The organism is Agromyces sp. PvR057 (assembly GCF_040547485.1).
In the GTDB taxonomy this organism is placed as follows: domain Bacteria; phylum Actinomycetota; class Actinomycetes; order Actinomycetales; family Microbacteriaceae; genus Agromyces.
In genome coordinates this window covers 657,679-675,560 of the sequence record NZ_JBEPPT010000001.1, presented here as the reverse complement: position 1 = coordinate 675,560, position 17,882 = coordinate 657,679, and the positions used below count along the sequence as shown (strand labels likewise).

At 72.4% G+C, this 17,882-nt stretch carries 15 protein-coding genes; 3 read left to right on the top strand and 12 right to left on the bottom strand.

Annotated elements, in window-relative coordinates:
- Window positions 1–33 precede the first annotated feature (33 nt).
- Together ABIC29_RS02985 and ABIC29_RS02980 are read right to left on the bottom strand one after the other, a co-directional pair.
- Window positions 34–489, bottom strand: a complete 456-nt coding sequence (locus ABIC29_RS02985) for a DUF3237 domain-containing protein (RefSeq protein ID WP_116080778.1) — start codon at window positions 487–489, stop codon at window positions 34–36.
- On the bottom strand, window positions 482–2,188 hold the full coding sequence (locus tag ABIC29_RS02980; RefSeq protein WP_354242601.1) for a CocE/NonD family hydrolase: 1,707 nt from the start codon (window positions 2,186–2,188) through the stop codon (window positions 482–484). The genes ABIC29_RS02985 and ABIC29_RS02980 overlap by 8 nt, the downstream gene beginning before the upstream one ends.
- Window positions 2,189–2,324: 136 nt before the next feature.
- Here ABIC29_RS02980 and ABIC29_RS02975 point away from each other — a divergent pair, with 136 nt between their 5' ends.
- Entirely contained in the window at window positions 2,325–2,897 is a 573-nt protein-coding gene (locus tag ABIC29_RS02975) for a TetR/AcrR family transcriptional regulator (protein ID WP_116080776.1), read from the top strand.
- A gap of 7 nt (window positions 2,898–2,904) precedes the next feature.
- Here ABIC29_RS02975 and ABIC29_RS02970 read toward each other — a convergent pair whose 3' ends face one another.
- Window positions 2,905–3,876: a helix-turn-helix transcriptional regulator gene (locus ABIC29_RS02970; protein WP_354242598.1), complete on the bottom strand. Its 972-nt coding sequence runs from the start codon at window positions 3,874–3,876 to the stop codon at window positions 2,905–2,907.
- 67 nt (window positions 3,877–3,943) lie between these two features.
- Between ABIC29_RS02970 and ABIC29_RS02965 the strand changes: the two genes are divergently transcribed.
- Window positions 3,944–4,243, top strand: coding sequence for an epoxide hydrolase N-terminal domain-containing protein (locus tag ABIC29_RS02965; RefSeq protein WP_354242595.1), 300 nt, complete (start codon window positions 3,944–3,946; stop codon window positions 4,241–4,243).
- Complete coding sequence (locus ABIC29_RS02960) at window positions 4,240–4,428, top strand: alpha/beta fold hydrolase family protein (RefSeq protein ID WP_354242592.1); 189 nt, start codon at window positions 4,240–4,242, stop codon at window positions 4,426–4,428. The genes ABIC29_RS02965 and ABIC29_RS02960 overlap by 4 nt, the downstream gene beginning before the upstream one ends.
- A gap of 207 nt (window positions 4,429–4,635) precedes the next feature.
- Here ABIC29_RS02960 and ABIC29_RS02955 read toward each other — a convergent pair whose 3' ends face one another.
- From ABIC29_RS02955 to ABIC29_RS02915, 9 genes are all read right to left on the bottom strand, one after another.
- Window positions 4,636–4,839: a hypothetical protein gene (locus ABIC29_RS02955; protein ID WP_354242589.1), complete on the bottom strand. Its 204-nt coding sequence runs from the start codon at window positions 4,837–4,839 to the stop codon at window positions 4,636–4,638.
- 134 nt (window positions 4,840–4,973) lie between these two features.
- Complete coding sequence (locus ABIC29_RS02950) at window positions 4,974–5,459, bottom strand: GNAT family N-acetyltransferase (RefSeq protein ID WP_116080772.1); 486 nt, start codon at window positions 5,457–5,459, stop codon at window positions 4,974–4,976.
- 234 nt (window positions 5,460–5,693) lie between these two features.
- Window positions 5,694–6,506 (bottom strand): MBL fold metallo-hydrolase, encoded by an 813-nt coding sequence (locus ABIC29_RS02945; protein ID WP_354242583.1) that lies wholly within the window; start codon window positions 6,504–6,506, stop codon window positions 5,694–5,696.
- Window positions 6,507–6,638: 132 nt separating this feature from the next.
- Window positions 6,639–7,487, bottom strand: coding sequence for an alpha/beta hydrolase (locus ABIC29_RS02940; RefSeq protein ID WP_116080770.1), 849 nt, complete (start codon window positions 7,485–7,487; stop codon window positions 6,639–6,641).
- 122 nt (window positions 7,488–7,609) lie between these two features.
- Window positions 7,610–8,434: an alpha/beta fold hydrolase gene (locus ABIC29_RS02935; protein WP_354242580.1), complete on the bottom strand. Its 825-nt coding sequence runs from the start codon at window positions 8,432–8,434 to the stop codon at window positions 7,610–7,612.
- 228 nt (window positions 8,435–8,662) lie between these two features.
- On the bottom strand, window positions 8,663–11,428 hold the full coding sequence (locus tag ABIC29_RS02930; protein ID WP_354242577.1) for a helix-turn-helix transcriptional regulator: 2,766 nt from the start codon (window positions 11,426–11,428) through the stop codon (window positions 8,663–8,665).
- A 101-nt stretch (window positions 11,429–11,529) separates the two neighbouring features.
- Window positions 11,530–15,264 (bottom strand): right-handed parallel beta-helix repeat-containing protein, encoded by a 3,735-nt coding sequence (locus ABIC29_RS02925; protein ID WP_354242574.1) that lies wholly within the window; start codon window positions 15,262–15,264, stop codon window positions 11,530–11,532.
- A gap of 139 nt (window positions 15,265–15,403) precedes the next feature.
- Window positions 15,404–16,111: a 4a-hydroxytetrahydrobiopterin dehydratase gene (locus tag ABIC29_RS02920; RefSeq protein WP_354242571.1), complete on the bottom strand. Its 708-nt coding sequence runs from the start codon at window positions 16,109–16,111 to the stop codon at window positions 15,404–15,406.
- Window positions 16,112–16,213: 102 nt separating this feature from the next.
- The gene (locus ABIC29_RS02915; RefSeq protein WP_354242568.1) at window positions 16,214–17,863 is read right to left on the bottom strand and encodes an ABC-F family ATP-binding cassette domain-containing protein; all 1,650 of its coding nucleotides are present in this window, start codon (window positions 17,861–17,863) and stop codon (window positions 16,214–16,216) included.
- Window positions 17,864–17,882 lie beyond the last annotated feature (19 nt).

Genomic DNA, 17,882 nt, shown 5'->3' with positions numbered 1-17,882 from the left:
GGTGGCCGGCGTCGCGGGGCGAGCGTCGGCGCGTCAGCGCACGACGAAGACGCGAACGCAGACCTGGCCGTCCTCGTCGCGCGCGAGGCCGACGAACTGGTGCTCGGCGAGCCAGCGGTGCGCCGGGGCATCCGTCTGGAACACCGGGGCGGTGCGGAAGTAGATCTCGGCTTCGTCGACGTGCTCGCCGGCCTCGTGGAGTGCGATGGCCTCGGCCGACGCGCGGAAGTAGCCGCGGTTCAGGATGTCGATGACGGCGCCGTCGTCGGCGCGCAGCAGGTAGCGCGCCTCGAGCTGGGAGGTGCCGCTGCGCTCCACGGCCCAGTCGCCGCCGCCGGCGAGCACGGCGCCGTTCAGGAGCGGGCCGGCGACGGTGCCGCCGGTGATCGGGGTGAACGTGAGCTCCTCGTCGGCGCTGCGCCCGATGCGCAGGTGCGGGTCGCAGTCGACGCGGAGCTCGAAGGCGAACTCGAGGACGGGTTCAGACATGGTGGATTCCTTTCGTGGCGGTGTCGGTCTCGTCGGCGTCGGCGCGTGTGCCGACCGTGAGGGTGAGTCGGAACGGCCGGTCGCCGCCGAGGTGCAGGCGCTGGCGGTTGGTCGTGAGCTCGGTCGCACCCCACGGGTGCTCGCCCGTTCCGGGCTGCGGAATGAACTCGGGCGCGTCGCTGCTCGAGACGTGCACCCGCAGGCGGTGGCCGGCCGGGAGCCGATAGCCGAGCTGGCCGAGGTCGACCTCGACGTGCGCCGCCTGCCGCGCCTCGTGCAGGTGCACCTGCCCTCGGGCGATGCGGAACGCCCGGCCCCGCTCGTCGACGTCGAGCAGGCGCACGAACAGGTCCATGCCCGGGCCGTCGGAGGCGATCACGGCCGTGGCACTCACGGGCCCGGTCAGGTCGAGGTCGTCGGCCACCGGCTCGGTCGTGAACGCGACGACGTCGTCGCGGTCGGCGAGCGCGGCCTCGTCGGGTGCGTCGAGCAGGAACGCGAACGCGTTCGCCACGCTCGAGGGCACCGGGTCGGCGGGGTCGTGCACCCATTCGATGTCGGATGCCGCGGCCGGCCGCTCCGGCGACAGCTCGCCGCCCGCGTGGGCGAAGAGGTCGAGCGGCGCGGCATCCGCCGGCGGCCAGGTCTCGCTCGCCCGCATGCCCGGCGTGCCGGCCAGGTTGTAGGCGACCCGCGGGATGTCGGTCGGCACGCCGTTGCCGCGCACGAAGACCTCGAAGAACGCGAGCGCCGGTTCGAGCATGCGCGGCAGGCCGGCGAGCAACTGTTCGTGCGAGCGCTCCGCGACCCGGTCCTCCTCCGGCTCGCCGAGGTAGTACGACTCGTGGTCCATCGACTCGATGCGCAGGAAGTGGTTGAGCGCCCAGGCCGGGCGCTGCGCGATGCGCGCGACATCCGCCCAGGAGAGCGGCGCGCAGTTGTCCCACCAGCCGATGGTGTGCAGGGTGGGCACGGGCCGCGCATCGAACGGGTCGCCGTTCGGGAAGCGCGGCAGGTGCACGGGCCGCGGGTACCACTGGTCGTACGAGATCGAGCGCGAGCCGAGCTGCTCGAGCACGGCCTCGACCTGGGCGCTGTACGGGCGGCGCTCGGGGTCGAGGTCCCAGAAGTAGGCGTCCTGCGAGTGGAAGTACGTGAGCGGGTAGAGGTAGGTGATGCCCCACTCGACGCCGCTGGTGCGGGCGCCGGGCGCGGTCCGAACGGGTTCGCCGAGCTGCGTGCCCGTCACGCGCGGCGCGATCGCCTTGAGCGCCGGATGCTGCGACGAGACCGCGGCCCACTGGGTGAACCCGTAGTAGCTGTCGCCCCACATGGCCACGCGGCCGTTCGACCACGCCTGGTTGACGATCCACTCGATCGTGTCGTAGCCGTCGTCGGCCTCGTTCACGAAGAGCAGTGCCTCGCCCTCGGAGCGGAACTTGCCGCGCACGTCCTGGGCGACGACGCGATAGCCGCGTTGCGCGAAGTACTCGGCGATGAGCGGGATGTACGTGTAGGCGCCGCTCTTGTCGTAGGGCAGGCGGATGAGGACGGTGTCGCCTGGCGAGGCATCCGAAGCCGCCGGCGCACCGGGCAGGTAGACGTCGGTCGCCAGGCGGACGCCGTCGCGCATGCGGACGAACTCCTCCCTGGCGAGCGGGCTCACGGGCCCGGGGCCGACGTGCTCGATGTGCTGCATGGGTGCCTCTCTGGCCGTTCTCATGGGTTCGGGTGGATGCCACGGTAGGTTCGGATAGGGTTATTAGTCAAGTCCGACTAGAAAATAAACCTCGAAGACGATGGCGGGCCGCTATCGTGCGAGAGGGAGGAGACACATGGCGCGACCATCAGTGGCCGATGAGCGCACGAAGCAGATCGTCGAGGCGACGATCCGCACCATCGGCACCAACGGCATCACCGGCGCGAGCCTCGACCGCATCGCCGAGGAGGCGGGCATGTCGCGCGGGCACGTGCGCCACTTCGTCGGCAACCGCGAGGAGCTGCTGCGCGCGAGCGCCCGGAGCTTCTACTACGACGGCGCCGAGGGGACCTCGATCCTGCCTGCGGGCACCGACTCCGTGGCATCCGCCCTCGACCACCTCTTCGGCGACGAGTTCGCCGCGCCGGGCCGCGAGAACGCGGTCGTGCTCGGCTTCGTCGAGGCCGCCCGCAGCGATCCCGCGCTCGCCGAGCTCATCGTCGACGCCTACCGGGGCACGCACGAGCTCCTCGCGCGCCTGATCGCCGTCGAGCACCCCGACGCCGACGCCGACGCCTGCGCGAGCACGGCCTACGGCATCGTCGCCATCGCGCTGCACAACGTGTTCCTCAGCGACATCGTCTCGGTCGCGACGGGCACGGCATCGGCTCGAGCGACGGCGGAGCGGCTCCTCGCGGCACTCCCCTGACGGGGCGTCAGGCGCCGTCGGCCGCCCGGCGGTAGCGATCGGCGTAGACCCGCAGCAGGTCGCGCAGCTCGGGCGGCGACTCGACCGTGAAGTCCATGCCGAGCATGCCGATGTACGCCGCGACCGTGTCGAGGCTGTCGGCGCCGGTGAGCAGCACCGACTCGTGCGCCGAGACCTCCTCGACGATGCCGACGGCGGGGTGGATGCGATCGAGCACGGCGGATGCCGCGGCGTGCACGCGGAGGCGGGCGTGCACGTTCCATCCGCTGACCGCGACCTGCCGCATCGTGAACGCCGTGTAGTCGCCGCCGGGCACGAGCCGCGGCGTGAACGGCCTGCGGGTCGGCATGCGCGGACGCACCCGGTCGGCGCGGAAGACGTCCCACTCCCCCGTCTCGGGATCGCGGGCGACGAGGTACCAGCGCCGCAGCCAGGCGAGCAGTCGGTAGGGCTCGACGAGGCGCGGCTCGTCGTCACGGTCGTCGTAGGCGTAGTCGAAGCGCAGCCACTCGGTCGAGCGGATGGCGGTCGCGATCGCCCGCAGCACCTCCGGGTCGACCTCGGGGTCTGGGGCATCCGTGCCGTTGTTCTCGGGCGCCCGGTCGATGACGCTCGTCACGGCCTCGACCATGGGCCGGAGCCGCGGTGGCAGCACCTGCTCGAGCTTGGCCAGCGCGCGGCGGCTCGACTCGCCGACCCCCGCGACGCCGGTGGCCGCGCGCAGGCCGATCGCCACGGCGACGGCCTCCTCGTCATCGAGGAGCAGCGGCGGCAACCGGCCGCCGGCCCCGAGCCGGTAGCCGCCGATCGAGCCGCGGGTCGCCTCGACCGGGTAGTCGAGCGCCCGCAGCCGCTCGACGTCGTTGCGGATCGTGCGCGTGGTGACCCCGAGCCGTTCGGCGAGCTCGGGCCCGGGCCACGACGGACGCGACTGCAGCAGACCCAGCAGGGCGAGCAGGCGGCCAGCGGTCTCGGTCACGACGATGTCCGACGATATTCAGCCAACAGGAACGATCCTTTCCGCTCTCGACCGTACCGTCGAAGACATGAACATCGACACCGCATCGCAGACCGACATCCGACCCTTCACCGTCGCCGTGCCGCAGGCCGACCTCGACGACCTGGCCGAGCGCCTCGCCCGCACGCGCCTGCCCCAGGCGGCGCCCGCCGACGACTGGACCACCGGCACCCCGAACCACTACCTGCGCGACGCGGTCGAGCAGTGGAAGACGTTCGACTGGCGCGCCGTCGAGGCCCGGATCAACGCCGTGCCGAACTTCATCACCGAGATCGACGGGCAGCCGATCCACTTCATCCACGTGGTCTCGAGGAGGAACCGCGCGTGAACCACGCCCCCACCGGCGTCGCCGTGTTCGCCGACGACTTCCAGACGATCAAGGTGTTCGCCGAGCGCGACAACGACGCGATCGTGCACTGGAGCCGGTTCCCCGAGGGCGGGCACTTCGCCTCGCTCGAGGTGCCCGACGTGCTCGCGGGCGACATCGCGGCGTTCTTCGCCTCGCGGCGCTGACGCCCAGCTCTCCGGCGGGGCCGATCCGGCGCCCTCCAGTCGCCGATTCCGGCCCGCCACGCCGGTCAGCGCTCGCGAGCGGTCACGATCTGCGGCATCCCACCTTCCGGATGCCGCAGATCGTGACCGCTCGGCGGCGCAGCGCGGCGCGGCGCGACGCGGCGCGACGCGGCGCGACGCAGCGCAGCGCGGCGCGCCCCCCGGGGGTCAGCTGGCGGCATCCGCACCGAAGAGGTGGCGCCCGATGCCCGCGGCGAAGGACCCGCGCGTGAAGCGGTACATGGCGGCATCGGTGCGCACGCCGAGGTTCGCGGCATCGGCGAGGTCGACGACGCCCTCGACGCCTGCGACGTCCGGCAGGCCGGCGGGCGAGAGCACGACCCGCTCGCCGACGGCCTCGCGACCGCTCACGCCGAGGTCGGTCAGGATCGCCGCCCAGCGTCGATCGAGGTCATCCGGCCTCGTACCGACAATGATATTTGTCGAGACAATCCTGAGTTTCGGTCAGGTTCGCGGAAGAGCCGCACTCGGTCGCGCGCGTCGGGTCAGTCGCGCGCGCCGAGCTCCAGCGTGTAGAAGACGCTGTTGGGGTCGAGCGCGTAGTCGCCGAACGGCGGGCACTCCACGAATCCGGCCCTCTCGTAGAGCGCGCGGGCGGGCGCGAAGAAGTCCTCGGTCCCCGTCTCGAGGCTGACCCGCGCGTAGCCGCGACGGCCGGCCTCGTCGAGCACGTGCTCGAGCAGGCGGCGACCGAGGCCACGGCCGCGCGCCGCGGCATCCGCTCGCATCGACTTGAGTTCGCCGTGACCGGGCGCGAGCTCCTTCAACGCCACGCAGCCGAGCACGTCGTCGCCGTCGGCGATCGCCCAGAACGTGACGGCCGGGTCGGAGAGGCCGGAGACGTCGAGCGCGTGCACGCTCTCGGCGGGCGAAGTGGCGTGCATGTCGGCGAGGTGGTCCTCGAGCAGGCGCAGCACGCGCGGGTCGGTGAGGTCTCCGGGGGCGATCACGGGTTCTGGCACGCGGAGCATCCTCGCACGGCCGTGTCACGCGCACGTTTCGTCGGCGCCCGCCTTCGCGCGCCGCGAGAGGACGGGTCTCGGCGGTGTCGGCACCCCAAGACCGCCGAAACCCGTCCTCTCGGTGCGTGGTCAGGCGGGCTGGGGGCGGGGGCGGGCCGGGGGCGGGCCGAGGCCGAGGCGGGGCGGGCCGGGGGCGGGCCGGGGGGGGCGGGCCGGGGTCGGGGCCGGGGCGGGGGCGGGGCCTCAGACCTCCAGCGCAACGCCCTCGGCGAGCCACACGGCGCGATCGTGGACGGATGCCGCGGACGCGTCGATCGCGTCGCGCAGGCCCTCCTCGCCGTCGACGAAGTGCGACCAGCCGTCGTAGTGCGCGAACGTCGCGACACGCGGCGCGGCGATGCCGACGAGCTCGACGGCATCGCGACCGGTCATCGTGAACCGCAGCGGGCCGGTAACGCCGAAACGCACCCCGCCGACGTTGGCGAGCATGACGTCGATCGAGAGCTCCTCCGCGGCACGCCGCAGCGGCTCGAAGAGCACGGTGTCGCCGGTGACCCAGAGGGCGACCTGCTCCTCGCCCTGCCTGCGGACGGCGAATCCGATCACGTCGCCGACGATCGGCCGGGTGAGCGGCGGGCCGTGACGGCACGGCGTCGCCGCGATCACGAGCGCCGGCAGGCCGGGCCGCGGTGCGGGCAGCGTGACCGAGCCGCCGGTCGCGAGCCCGTGCAGGCGATCGCCGGGAACCCGGGAGCCGGGCGCACCCTGCGCGAGCCGGCCCGCGCCGCTCACCGTGGTCACCACGGCGCCGGCCGACGGCAGCATCGCGCGGCCGGCGTCGTCGAGGTTGTCGGCGTGATGGTCGTGGCTGACGAGCGCGACGTCGATCGGCCCGAGGTCGTCGAGGGCGATCGCCGGCCCGCGCGTCTTCGTCGACCCGGTGCCCCACCCGAACGCGTAGTGCCGACCGGCCGGATCGAATGTCGGGTCGACGAGCAGTCGCCACCCGTCGAGCTCCACGAGCACGGTCGGGCCGCCGATCCGCGTGAGCTTCATGCCCGTGACACTATGTCAGCCCGGGCCGCACGTCGAGGACCCGTTTCGGGTCACGATGGCCGCGGCACGACGGGCGACACGACGATCGGGTCGCGACGATCGGGTCGCGACGGGCTGGTCGCGACGGGCGCGTCACGCCCCGGCCGTCACCGCAGCCGGGCGCGCATGCGCGAGCGCCCACTCGAGGGCGTGGTCGGCGACCTCCTCCCAGCCGGGCTCGGCGCAGATCCAGTGCGAGCGGCCGGGGAACTCCACGTACTCGGTGAGCGCGGGCGACTTGGCGTAGTGCTTCGCGTTCGACCGGTTCACCGAGGGCGGCATGATGTGGTCCTTCTCGCCGCCGATGAAGAGCAGCGGCGCGCGGTCCTTCGCGTAGTCGACCCACGTCTCCTGGTGGCCCGGCTTGAAGTTCGCGATGAGGCCGTACGCCCAGATCCAGTTGCCGGGCGCAGGGATCGCGAACTCCTGCCAGGCGGCGTCGGAGTCCTCGCGCGAGAGGGTGTTCGCGAACGCGTAGTGGAACTCCTCTGGCGTGAACGCGACCGCGCGGTGGATGTTCGCGGGGTTCTTCAGCGCCGGGAACAGCGACTTCGCCTGCGAGAGCGGCGTCATGCGCACGCCCTCGGTGGGCGCCGAGTCCACCACGACGGCCGATGCGCCGAGTCCGCGCGCGAGCAGCAGCTGCGTGAGCGTGCCGCCGAACGAGTGCCCCATGATGACCGGCGGGTTCGGCAGCGCCTCGATCTGGGCGGCGAGGTGGTCGACGGTCTCGGGCACGGTGAGCTTCGCGATGACGTCGGGGGTCTCGCGAAGCGACTCCACCTCGACCTCGAAGCCCGGGTAGGCGGGCGTGAGCACGGTGAAGCCCTTCGCCTCGAAGTGCTCCTTCCAGCCGCGCCAGCTGCGCGGGGTCATCCAGAGGCCGTGCACGAGCACGATCGTGTCGGGGACGGTGCGGTCGGGGGTGCTGCCGTCGGTCATGGTGCTGTCCTTTCGAGGGTGATATAGCGAGGGGCGAGCGGATGTCGCGAGCCGGCGCCGCGGCATCCGCTCCCGGGTGTCGATGAACCCGGGTGTCGATGAGCTTCAGGAGTCGATGAACGTCAGGAGTCGATGAACGCGAGCAGGTCGGCGTGCAGCCGCTCGCGGTCGGTGTCGGGCAGGCCGTGCGCGCCGTGCTCGTAGACGAGCAGCGTCGCCCCGTCGATGAGCTCGGCCGAGCGGGCGCCGCCGACCTCGAACGGCACGATCTGGTCGTCGTCGCCGTGGATCACGAGCGTCGGAACATCGATCTTCGCCAGGTCGGGCCGGAAGTCGGTCGCCGAGAACGCGGCGATGCACTCGTACGCGGCGCGATGCCCGCAGGCCATGCTCTGCAGCCAGAACGCGTCGCGCACGCCCTGCGAGATGTCGGTGTTGCGGTTGTGGCCGAAGAACGGGCCGTCGGCGAGGTCGCGGTACAGCTGCGAGCGATCGGATGCCTCGCCCGCGCGGATGCCGTCGAACACGGCGATCGGCAGCCCGCCGGGGTTGTCGTCCGTGGCGAGCATGAGCGGCGGCACCGCCGAGACGAGCACGAGCTTCGCGACGCGTGCGGAACCGTGCCGTCCGACGTAGTGCGCGATCTCGCCGCCGCCGGTCGAGTGGCCGACGAGGGTGAGCTCGGTGAGGTCGAGGTGCTCGATGAGGCACGCGAGGTCGTCGGCGTAGGTGTCCATCTCGTTGCCGTTCCAGGTCTGGCTCGAGCGGCCGTGGCCGCGCCGGTCGTGCGCGATCGCGCGGTGCCCGTGCTCGGCGAGGAACAGCGCCGCCGCCTCCCACGCGTCGGCGTTCAACGGCCAGCCGTGGCTCAGCAGCACGGGCGTGCCGCCCGAGCCCCAGTCCTTGTAGAAGATCTGCGCGCCGTCATCGGCGGTGACGTAGGGCATGGGCGCCTCCCGGATTCGGGGCGAGTCGCGCGGCTCGCGATTCGCGGATGCCTCGATGCTCGCGCGCGTGCGCCGGGCACCGAATCACGTGGTGCGCGTAGTCGCGAACACCGCACGGCGTCGCGCGGCGGTTCTCACGACCTTTTGCGGCTTGGAGTGCGGATTCGGCGCGACCTCCAGGCCGCAAGGCGTCGTGGGAACGCGAACCGGGCGAAGCCGGGTCCTGCGTCAGTGCACGGGGTGCCGCTCGACGAGCTGCCGCCGCGAGGTGATGCCGAGCTTCCGGAACACCTTGCGCAGGTGGTAGTCGACGGTGTTCGCGCTGATGAAGAGCTCCGCGCCGATCTCGGCGTTCGTGCGACCCGCTGCGGCGAGACGCGCGACGGCCTCCTCCTGCGGCGTGAGGTGCTCGGCGCCGTCGTCGCCCGGCTCGTGGGCGACGACATGCTCTCCGGTGGCCTCGAGCTCCCGGCGCGCACGGGCGGCGAACGCCGGCGCCGAGACGCGCTCGAAGATCTCGCATGCGGTGCGGAGGTGCTCCCTGGCCTCGCGACGGCGCTTCACGCGCCGCAACCACTCGCCGTAGAGCAGGTGCGCGCGTCCGAGCTCGCCGGGCGCCGTCGCTCGGCCGAGGTGCTCGATCGCCTCGAGGTACCTGGGCTCCGCCGCCTCGGGCTCGGCGACCAGGGCGGCGGCACGTGCCGCGACACCGCGGATCCACGGCGTGCCGCTCACCGCCGCGAACCCGGCGAGCCGGTCGGCCGCGTCCCTCGCGGCGCCGGTGTTGCCACTGCGCACGCTCGCCTCGACCAGGTCGGGCAGCTCCTGATACGTCACCTGGAGGAACTCGAGCTCGACCAGGGGGCGGAGGCGTTCGTAGGCGTCGCGGTAGTGGCCGTCCGCGACCTCGCGGATGGCGAGGCCGGTCATCGCGACCGTCCACACGCCGTCGAATCCGGTGCCGAGCATGGCCTCGGCGACCCGCTCGACGAGCTCCGTCGGCGCCCCCGACCACGCGAGGTAGGAGGCGTTCACGACCTGCTCCGCGTCGTAGCCGATGGCTCGGCGCAGTTCGCGCACCTGCTCCACGTATCGGCCGGATGCCGCGGGGTCGCCGCGCGCGAGCTCGACGAGTCCGAGCACCCACAGGGTGGTGTCGAGCACGCGCAGGTTGCCCGCCTCGGTGGCGGCGCGCATCGTGCGTTCGAGCAGCTCGACGCAGGTGCGCTCGTCCCACAACGCCATCGTCAGGGCGACCCCCTCGGAGCCGAGCTCGAGCAGCTGCGCGTCACTCGAGTCCTGGAGCATCGCGACCGCCTCGCGCATGATCGGCACCGCCTCGGGGTACGGCCGCAGGATGTGCGCGCCGAGGGCGCGCAACGTGAGCGACGTGCGTCCGTCGGCGACGTCGGCGCCGTCGGCGAGCCGTCGCCCGAGCTCCCGCAGGGTGCCGCTGCGCACGGCCGACTCCGAGGTGAGCTCGGCGTTGAAGGCGAACAGCAGGGCTCGCTGCTCGAGCTCGGGCGCCCGCCCGTGGAAGAGTCCGGCTGCTCGCAGCAGCCGCTCGCCGCCGCCGCGCACGCCGTCGGGGTCGCCGACGAAGAGGGCGAGCATCGCCCGAACCATGAGCAGTCGCCCCTCGGTCACGGGATCGAGGGGCACGGGAGCGACGCGGTCGTGCTCGATGCGGTCGACGAGGTCGAGCGCGAGCTGGGCAGCGCCTGCCGCCGCCGCGGCTTCGGCTGCCGCCATGAGCCGGGCGTCGCGGAGTGGCCCCGGCGTCGTGAGGTCCGCGGACCCGGCGAGCAGCCGGGCGCGCGAGGCCGTGCCGCCGCGGCCGCCCGCGGCATCCGCCGCCCGCTCCATGCGATCGGCGACCTGGTCGTCGACACCGGATGCCGCGGCCGCCGCATGCCAGACCGCGAGGTCGGGTCGGCCCTGCTCGTCGGCGACCTCGCGCAGCACCGCATGCACCGCGCGCCGCTCGCCCGCCGGCATCGCGTTGTAGACCGCGGCCCGCACGAGCGGATGCCGGAACCGCACACGTTCGCGCACCGACGCGAGCCCCGCGCGTTCGGCCCCGCCCGCGGCATCCGTCGCCACCCCGAGCCGGAGCGCCGCCTCGTCGATGATCGCGGCGCGCCCCGTGGACTCGGCCGCGGCGATGCCGAGCCAGCGCCTGGTGTCGGCCGGCAGCGCGTCGGCCGCCCGCAGGTAGGTGGACTCGAGCCGCAGGCCGATCGGCACCGGTCCGACCGCGAGCGACGAGTCCGTGAGCTGCTGCGCCGTGAACTCGCGAGCGAGGTCGATGAGGGCGAGCGGATTGCCGCCGGTCTCCTCGGCGAAGCGGGTCGCGAGGAACGGGTCGACCGGCTCGGTCGCCGACCGGTTCAGCAGCTGCACCGACGTCGGGGCGTCGAGGCCGCCGAGCTCGAGCACCGCGACGCCGGCCGCCGCGACGTCGACGCGCGCCTCGGGGCGCGTGCAGAGTACGAGTGCGACCGATTCGGCCTCGAGCCGGCGACCGACGAACGCGAGCACCTCGAGCGACTCCGCGTCGACGAGGTGCGCGTCGTCGACGACGCACACGAGCGGATGCCGCTCGGCCGCCGCCGCGAGCAGCGACAGCGTTCCGAGCCCCACCAGGTAGCGGTCGGGCGGCGGGCCGTCGTCGATGCCGGCGGCGATGCGCAGCGCGGACGCCTGGCGTGGGGGCAGGGTGGCCACGAGCTCGGTGAACGGGGAACCGAGCCGCTGCAGCGTCGCGTACGGCATCGCCTGCTCGGCTTCGAAGCCGTCGGCGCGCACGACCCGCACTCCGGCGAGTTCGCGCGTCGCCTCGTCGAGGAGCGCCGTCTTGCCGATGCCCGGCTCGCCGCGGATGAGCAGCGCCGACCCTCGCCCGTTGCGCGCCGAGCCGACGAGCTCGGCGAGGCGCTCGCGCTCGCCGGCACGGCCGAGGAGCGCAGACGGTGGCGTGTCGATGCTGACCACGGTAGTGGAGCGCTCTCACGCAGCGCCATGCCCGATTCGGCGGGATCCTCCGAACGCACGAACGCGGCGCGGGGTCCGCACACCCTCGTCGCCCCCGGACCTCAGCCGAACAGCCTCCGCAGCCAGTCGAGGAGCGTCTGCACGAGCTGCGCGATCACCTGCGCCGGCCCAGGGCGGTCGTCGACGATGGTCACCGCGGGCGCGGTCGCCGTCACCGGCCCCTGCCCGTCGACCGTCGCGGTGACGGCGACCGACAGGTCGTGGGCGACATCGCCGCCGCGGACCTTGTAGGTCGCCTCGGTGCCCTTGCGGCCGGGGATCGGCTCGCCGTCGCTCAGCCACTGGTAGGCGATGGCCGCGTCGCCGTGCGACCAGGTTCCGGGATCGGCCGTGAGGGTCGCCCCCTTGACCGGGTTCCCGGCGATCGACGGCGCGGTGAGGTTGGCCAACGGCACCGTGACCTCGGGGAGCACCGCGATCTCGGTCGGCTCGGCGATCGGCTCGATCCGGGCGCCCGAGGCGGCGGGCGCGGCATCCGTCAATTCGAGCAGGCCGTGCAGGTCGATCGAGCCGTCCGCCGCGATCTCGGGCCGCGGGCCGTCGAGATCGACGGACTCGAACCAGTCGGCCGTGACCGGCGACGCGGCGCCCGTGTTCCAGACGTTCGTCGGGTCGGCGAGCAGCGAGGTGTCGGCCTGCTTCAGCGCGAGCACATCGGTCTGGGGCGACTGCCAGGAGAGCACGCCGGCGGCGCGATAGTCGGTCGCCGCGGCGTTCGTCTCGAGCCGGACGCCGCGGTCGTTGCCGACCGAGGTGACCCGGTCGAGGCGGATGTCGGGTCCCGAGTTCGAGGTGACGCCGGTCGCGAGGTTGCCGAAGCTGACCGAGTTGCGCAGCAGGTGGTCGCCGGGCATGGACTCGCCGCCGAGCTTGAAGCCGTTGCCCTCCCCGATGCGGCTCGGGTCGGCCTGCAGCCATCCGTTGTCGTAGGCGACGGAGTCCTCGACGATGACCGTGCCGATCGGGCCGGTCGTGGACTTGGCGTAGAGGTCCCAGCCGTCGTCGATGTTGTTGTACGCGATGTTCGAGCGGAACACGTTGCCCTCGCCCACGCTGAGCTTCGCGGCGAAGCCGTCGGCGTCGTTGCCGCCGAGGTCGGCGTTGTCGTGCGACACCGACGAGACGACGAGGTTGTCGGTCGGCCACAGGGCGGGCGGCTCGGCCTCGGATCCGGAGATCTGGATGCCGGTGTCCATGTTGTGGTGCGACTCGACCCGCTCGACGACGTTGTGGTGGCCCTGGATGAGCATCGGCTTCTTCTTGTCGGCGGACCCGGTGATCTCCAGGTCGTACACGTGCCACCAGTCGCCGCGGAGCACGAGGCCGCCGTCGGGCGAACCCGAGAGGTCGAGCACGGCTCGCGCGCCGGGCTCCGACATGAGGGTGATCGGAGCCTCTGCGGTGCCGTCGCGTCCGCGCTCGGCGACGACCCTGCGGGGCAGCGCATAGGTGCCGCCCTCGAGCACGATCTGCTGCCCGGCCTGCGCGAAGGCGACGGCGGTGGGCAGGTCGAGCGGCGACGCGGTCGTGCCGTCGCCGTCGGCAGTGCCGTCGGGCGCGACGCGGATCGACTGGCCGGGTTCGCCGAACGAGTCGACCGTGACGGTGAGCGGCACGTCGACCGGGTCGGTCGACTCGACCTGCTCGTCCTCGCCGAGGTGCGGTTGCTCGGCCGCGGGCAGGAACCGTGCCGTGAGCTCGTTCACGCCCGGCTCGAGTTCGACGGGCACGAGCACGCGCTCGCCGGGCGCGAGCGGCACGTCGCCGGCGACGACCTCGCCCGAGGCGTCGAGGATCCGGCCGGTGCCGTACATGTTCGCGACGAGCGGCACATCGAGGCTCGACTCCGGGGTGGTGCGCGTCACGTCGACCGAGAGCGTCGCCGGGACGTACTCGGTCGGCGGGTCCTGCCTCGGCTCGTCGTCGGCGGGCAGGATGGTCGTGAACTCCCAGTCGGTGACCGTCACCTGGATCTTGCGGGCCACCGCGAGCCCGACGAACGACGCATCCGCGTTCTGCACGTCGAGCATGTCGGGGTCGTAGTGGATCACCTCGAGGTCCTGTCCGTCGCGGTGCCAGATGGCGTGGTATCCCGTGTTGGACTTGCGCAGCGTCAGCTCGTACTCGTCTCCTGCGGCGAACTTCGGGCCGACCGCGTCGGGGCGGTACTCCCAGTCGAACGCCTCGGAGTCGCCCATGTCGCGGGTGCCGGCCGTGTTGTCGGTGGTCGCACCCGTGTAGCCGTGCACGAAGCGCGCGCCGGGCGTGCCGTCCTGCCACTCGCCCGCACCGGTGCCGAAGGGGTAGCGGGTGAGCAGCGCTCCGGCGGAGTTGAAGTACCTCGCGGCCGAGACGCCCGGCACGAGGTCGTCGACGGCGAGCACGCCGAACCCGGACTGGGCGTCCTTCGCGGTCGCGTCGTCGACGCGGAACGTCGCGGTCAGCGTGAAGTTCTCGGTTGCCGGGTCGACCTGCGTGTAGAAGTACTGGAAGCCGTCCTCGCTGTTGGCGAGCTTGGTCGAGCTGGCCTTCGCGTCGAACGTGATCGACCCGTCGTCGTGCTCGAGCACCGAGCCGCCGGATCCCGCGTTCGAGCCGATGTCGGCGATCTGCCAGCGTTCGACCCCGGCGGCCACGTCGACCGTGGACTCGGCTCCGGTCGCCGACTCGGCACCGCGGTGGGCGACGATGCGCACCTGGTGGCTCGCGCCCGGCGTGAAGCCGGGAACGTCGGCCGTGGTGCCGGTCACGCCCTGCGCGAGGGCGGTGAACGGCGCGCCGCCGGAGCTCGCCTCGACCGAGTACGAGTCGGCCTCGGCGGTCGCCGACCACGAGAGCGTCACGGTGGCCGAGCCGCCGACGATGCCGCTCGTCAGGGCGCCGGTCACGGTCGGGCCGACGAGCGGGAGCGAGAAGTCCCCGACCGCGGCACGGGCGGAGATGAGGGCGGATGTCTCGCCCGCACGGGTGAGCCGCACCTCGACCTCGTACGCACCCGATGCCGGCGGCGTCAGCGAGAGGGTCCCTGCGGTGCCGTCCGTCGCCGCGAGCGTCTGGTCGACGACGGCGCCGTTCGCGGCGAGGAGGCTGGCGTAGACCACGTCGCCGCCGTCGGTGCCGAGCAGGCCCTCGTAGGCGACGAGCAGGTTCGCGGGGTTCACGGGGTCGGGTTCGACCGAGGTGACGACCGGCGTCGCGACGTCGCCCCAGGCGGCGCGGGCCTGCGGCTCGAACGCCCCGAGTTGCGCGAAGTAGACGTTGACGCCCGAGCTCGGCGACGCCAACCAGTACTCGCCGGGCGAGGTGATCGCGATGCGTTCCGTGGTCACCGCCAGCGAGTCGACATCGGCGAGCGCCGGCGCACGGCCGACCTCGCCGGTCGCGGTGTAGAGGGCGACGGCGCGGTCGGCCGTCGCGCTGCCGCTGCGGGCGGCGACGAAGACCTCGGTGGGCACCTCGGACTCGGCGACCGCGAAGTGCAGCGACCGGGCGGCCTCGGCGCCCGACCCGTTCAACTTGATGCGCTTCGTGAACGCCTCGCCGCGGTCGGAGATGCGGCTGTGGGCGTCGACCGTCACGTTCTTGCCCGGGGCGGCGTAGATCGTGAAGTCGCTGCCGGTCGGGGTGATCGCGACGTGATCGGCGATGGGGAGGTTCCCCGCGTTCAGCGCACCGGAGGGACCGAACGCGGTCGCGCCGGCGGTTCCGGTCAGGGTGAGGGCGGCGGCGGTCAATGCCGTCAGGGAGGTTCGGAGGGCGCGCGACAGCTGGGGCATGGGTCTCCTCGTCGAGATCGTGTCGTTCCGCGTCGAATGGCCGAGAAAGCGCTTTCTCGCGGATGCTCGATTCGCAAGGTAATCGCTTTCCGCGGGCGCGTCAACCATTGGGGCTGATCCGAGGTGCCGTCCCGGCGATTCAGGCCTTCGCAGCGGCGGACGCGTCGATGCACACGACGCCCCGGTTGCCGTCCTGGTCGGCGATCACCGTGAGCGAGGGCGCGTCGCTGTCATCGACGACGGTGCCGCCGGCGGCGACGGCGGCGGCGATCCGCTGCTCGGCCACCTCCGGTGCCACGTAGACCTCGAGGTGGAACCGCTGACGCGAGGTCTCGTACTCCTCGTCGTCGCCGAACCAGAGGTTCGGCACCCGAGCCGTGGCGTCGCGCACCTCATCGCTCGGGGTCCCTCGGCCCTGGGACTCGGCACTCCCGGTCAGGAGGGCGGCCCAGACCGGGGCGATGGTCGCGGAGCTGGCCGTGTCGAGCCCGAGCTCGATCTCGCCCACCGAGGCCGGGTCGGCCGTGACCCCGCTGGCGGCGGCGATCTCGGTGATCCGTCGTGCGAGGTCGACGTCCTGCTGTGTGACCCATTCGATGACGTGCTCGGTGCCCTCGCCGTCGCGGTAGACCGCGTCGTCGCTCACGAGCTCCAGGTCGACGTACCCGGTTCCGATCGTCACGCGTGGATGGTGGGAGAGGGCGTCACCCGCCTCGCCCACCGCGACGACGAACCGCGCGCCGGCGCCGAAGTCGTCGACCAGGTACCGCGCGTGCAGTCCCTGGGCCAGTTTGCGCCAGTCGGTCAGGCCGGCCGCGGCGATCTGCTCGCCCTTCAGCATGTCCATGGACGCGGAGCCTATCCCCGGTTCGGCGCGGCGGCATCAGGGAATCCGCCGCGGATCGTTCAGCCCCGGTTCGTACGGCGGCGCAGGCCCGCCGAGTCCGGACTACAGCGCACCGGTCGCCGGCGTCTCGCGAACGCGCCCGCCGCCCTCGAACACGAGCAGGCGATCGGCGAGCTTGTCGACGAAGAAGCGGTCGTGGCTCACCACCACGACGGCGCCGGGGAAGTGCGTGAGCGCGCGCTCCATGACCTGGGTCGACGTGATGTCGAGGTGATTCGTCGGCTCGTCGAGCACGATCACCGCGGCGCCGGAGAGCAGGCACTGCGCGATCGCGACGCGGGCGCGCTGCCCGCCCGAGAGCGTGCCGATCTTCTGCTTCAGGTCGGCCTCCGAGAACTGCAGCATCGCGAGGAACCGGTGCACGGACTTCTTCGTCGCGGTGAACGCGAGCGAGTCCGGGTAGGCGTTCACGGCATGCCCGACGGTGTCCTCGAGGTCGAGCTCGGCGGAGACCCGGTTGTACGACACGAACCTGGCCCCCTTCGCCCAGCGCACGCTGCCGGCATCCGCCTCGGTCTCGCCCGTGAGCACGTCGAGCAGCGTCGACTTGCCCGAGCCGTTGGAGCCGAGCACCGCGACGCGGTCGCCGCGATGCAGGTCGAACGAGACGCCCTCGAACAGCGGCAAGCCGTTGAAGCCCTTCGCGAGCCCGGTGACGGTGAGCAGGTCGTTGCTGACGCGGAGGCCCTCGTAGATGCCCGTGATGATCTGGTCGATCGGGCGCGGTGCCTGACGCTTCTTGATGTCGGCGAGGCGCCGTGCGACCGCGTTCGACGGGTTGCGTGCCGCCTCACGGCGGGCGGCCGAGGCGGTCTGCTCGTAGGCCAGCAGCTCCTCTTCATGCGCGAACTGCTTCTCGAGCATCTTCAGGCGCGACTGCTTCGCGTGCACGTAGGCCGAGTAGTCGCCCTCGTACTCCTGCAGTCGGTAGTTCTCGAGTTCGATGATGCGGTCGACGACGCCGTCGAGGAACTGGCGGTCGTGCGAGACGACGAGCACGGCACCCGCGAAGGAGGCGAGCCAGTTCTCGATCCACTTCACGCCGTCGAGGTCGAGGAAGTTCGTCGGCTCGTCGAGCAGCAGCACGTCGGGCGACTGCACCAGGATCTGTGCGAGCGCGGCCCGGTTGCGCCATCCGCCCGACAGCCGCCCGACCGGCAGGTCACGGCGCTCGGCGTCGAAGCCGAGGCGCGTGAGCACGGTGTCGATGGTGGTCTCGTAGGTCCAGCCGCCGATGTGGTCCATGCGCTCGAAGAGCTCGCCCTGCTCGCTGAGCAGTCGCGTCATCTCGTCGTCGCCCATCGGCTCGGCGAGCGCGAGGCCGATCTCGTCGATGCGCGCCTGCGTCTCGTGCACCTGCGCGAAGTGCGCGCTCAGCGTCTGCTGGATGCTCTGCTCGCCATCGAGCTCCGAGAACTGCGAGAAGTACCCGATCGTGGTGCCGAGCGTGACGTCGCGCGTGCCGCTGGACGGCTCACGGCGACCGAGCACGACCTCGAGGAGGCTCGTCTTGCCGGTGCCGTTCTTGCCGATGAGGCCCACGCGGTCGCCCGCCTTGAGCTTGAGGAACGCCTCCTTCAGCACGGGTCGCCCGTCGAACTCGATGCTCACGTCGTTCAGGCGGATCAGGCTCACGGGGGTCCTCTCGATGGGCATGCGAACGGATGCCGCACGCCGGGGTTCTGCGCCCACCAGCGTACGTTGCCCGGCC

Bases quoted from the DNA above. Each gene is read 5' to 3' on its own strand.
- ABIC29_RS02920 (WP_354242571.1), bottom strand. From the start codon at position 16,111: ATGGACATGCTGAAGGGCGAGCAGATCGCCGCGGCCGGCCTGACCGAC.
- ABIC29_RS02935 (WP_354242580.1), bottom strand. From the start codon at position 8,434: ATGCCCTACGTCACCGCCGATGACGGCGCGCAGATCTTCTACAAGGAC.
- ABIC29_RS02945 (WP_354242583.1), bottom strand. From the start codon at position 6,506: ATGAAGCTCACGCGGATCGGCGGCCCGACCGTGCTCGTGGAGCTCGAC.
- ABIC29_RS02985 (WP_116080778.1), bottom strand. From the start codon at position 489: ATGTCTGAACCCGTCCTCGAGTTCGCCTTCGAGCTCCGCGTCGACTGC.
- ABIC29_RS02925 (WP_354242574.1), bottom strand. From the start codon at position 15,264: ATGCCCCAGCTGTCGCGCGCCCTCCGAACCTCCCTGACGGCATTGACC.
- ABIC29_RS02940 (WP_116080770.1), bottom strand. From the start codon at position 7,487: ATGACCGACGGCAGCACCCCCGACCGCACCGTCCCCGACACGATCGTG.
- ABIC29_RS02975 (WP_116080776.1), top strand. From the start codon at position 2,325: ATGGCGCGACCATCAGTGGCCGATGAGCGCACGAAGCAGATCGTCGAG.
- ABIC29_RS02950 (WP_116080772.1), bottom strand. From the start codon at position 5,459: ATGCTCCGCGTGCCAGAACCCGTGATCGCCCCCGGAGACCTCACCGAC.
- ABIC29_RS02980 (WP_354242601.1), bottom strand. From the start codon at position 2,188: ATGCAGCACATCGAGCACGTCGGCCCCGGGCCCGTGAGCCCGCTCGCC.
- ABIC29_RS02965 (WP_354242595.1), top strand. From the start codon at position 3,944: ATGAACATCGACACCGCATCGCAGACCGACATCCGACCCTTCACCGTC.